This is a genomic window from Endozoicomonas sp. SESOKO3 (assembly GCF_024606255.1).
The window spans coordinates 1-2198 of record NZ_JAHHPR010000506.1; the positions used below are offsets into that span (position 1 = coordinate 1).

1 protein-coding gene is annotated in these 2198 nt (G+C 45.4%); it reads left to right on the forward strand.

The genetic code is table 11. The features are described 5' to 3' along the window. Nucleotides 1-2198: hypothetical protein (locus tag KDK18_RS08795; protein ID WP_257254528.1), on the forward strand; the 2198-nt coding region annotated here is incomplete at both ends.

Sequence of the window (2198 nt, forward strand, 5' to 3'; positions counted from 1 at the left end):
GAGAATGATTTTGAATCAGAAATTCCGGGCATTCATATTCGCCCGGAACGCGATCGGCTGATCGCAGACAGCTGGCTGACTGTTGGGCAATTGTGGGGAAAGAAGCCTGTCATCATCGAGCTTGGACTATCGGATGTACGACAAAATTCGTCTGCCTCCCGTCTGGGCCGGGTAATGGCCCAATCTTACGGGCTGGCTCTGCTCCTGAAACTGCGAGCATCGGTAGCAACCGCAGCTGAAATCGTCAGGGCTATGGAGATATGGCAAACGGATTTCCATAATGATCCTGATGGTGATTACGGTTTTGATAACGTTCTGAAACTACGGCAGGTGCCCGAAGACAGCGATCCACTTTATAAGACGATCGTTGTTTATAGTGATAACCGTGAGCTTAAGTTTGCCCAGGGTTCTGTGGATGATTTCCGGCAGGCACTGGGCGTATTGTTTCAGGAAAAGCGTCTGGCCGTTCCGGTCAGAAACGTTTTTCGTTCTCTCGAAGCGGAGCCGGGGACCGCTGTTGGTAATTTTGCACAGGGCCTGGTTGAGCTACACACAGATTTCTGGAAACAGATGCTGGATTCAGAACTGCGGTCTGCGCTGCAGCTGCAGCAATCGGATTACCAGTTGTTGAAAAATCGAATAACCAGCACTGGTTTACCCGCCGAAGTCAAGGACAGTTTATTGTCAGATCTGGGTGATATGGAAAACCCGCCAGACAAAACTCCGTACACTGGCACAATTTCTTCTCATTACCTGGACGTCTATAACAAAGGAATAAAGAAGAACAGTCCCGGAATTATTAGCGAAGTGGCACCGGGTTCCTATGGCGATAAAGGCTCGGCGTCAAAGATCGCGATCCTGTTTTCTGGCCGGTTTATCAAATATGTTATGGAAAACAATGTTCCTTCAAAAGACCTGTTTTTGTTGCACAGTGATATTATCAGAACACTTCGATGGCTCAGAACCACCCCTGAGTTCAAGGCTTTTTCCGAGGCGTTGAAGGAAGGGCAAAACCAGACCTTTGGCGATCTCCAGACTCTGGTGAACCGGGGCGTTATTGATAGCTCCGTCGGCACAGGCTTCGACCAGGTCAAAATACCTAACTCTGTCCGGCTACTACTGGTCATCACTCCTCCCGGTTCATCCAGCATAACTGCGCCGGAGCCGGTTCTGGTCAAAAATACCGGTTGTGTCCTGAAAATTGACCCAAGCCAGTATTTCACCGAAGGCAAAATTCTGGCTCAACAATATCACACTTTATCAAGCCTGATGGCTCGGTATATTGTTGCAGCAAATCTGTTGAAAGGCGTCAGCAGGGATTCTGAAACCATTCGGAAAAGCATTCTGGATGAACTTGACATTAAAAAATTACCAGAAAACATAAAAGCTCCAGCTATCCCTGTAGACACTTATAAAGGACAGATCGGTCTTGAAATAGAGTACTCTCTCACAAGTGTGGATACTGAATCGAGAGTAGACCTGGCGTACACTAAATTCACTTCTGATGAACGTGTTAGCCCTGATTATCATGATTTGGCCCTGACTACTGATTCAGCCAGGCATGGCTCTGTCATTGAAATCGTTACCGGACCAAAACCTCTCCGGGATTATCTAAGTGAATCCTCAGCTTTATTTCGTGCTACCAATATATTGCACTCTGGTTTAGCAAAAATACCTGAGAGTGGTATTACCGTAAGCGATTTCGTTCAAGCTTATAATAACGAGCTACTTGAAAATGATCCAAAAGATGATTTAAAAAAGTTCAGGCTAATCAACAATCCTCAATATGAAAATAATAAAATCTCATTATTGCCCAAGGCAAGAGGGAAGAAGCCACTACGCTATCATGTTCAGGTCAACATTGGGGTCGATCTCAGTGGGATTGGGGATATAACATCCTGGATTGGTTCTCTTATTGCCCCAAGCAAAAGAAGTTTCTTAAGGCAATTTTTTCAGTGGTGCCAGTATAAGGCCTTTGTCATTTCAGAAAGACTGAATCTGAATTCTGATTTACTGAAGTCCATGTTTACCATTCATTTGTTCAAGCAGGCATTAGACAGTTCAACCGAAGACTTTTTAAGAGGGAAACTGGGTGTTAAAAACTCACCGATCACTAATCTTGAAGGATTATTGAGGCTGGGTACCGCTGATTTTTTAATGACGGTCATCTCTGATTTGGATGCCACCCAACTCAAGTC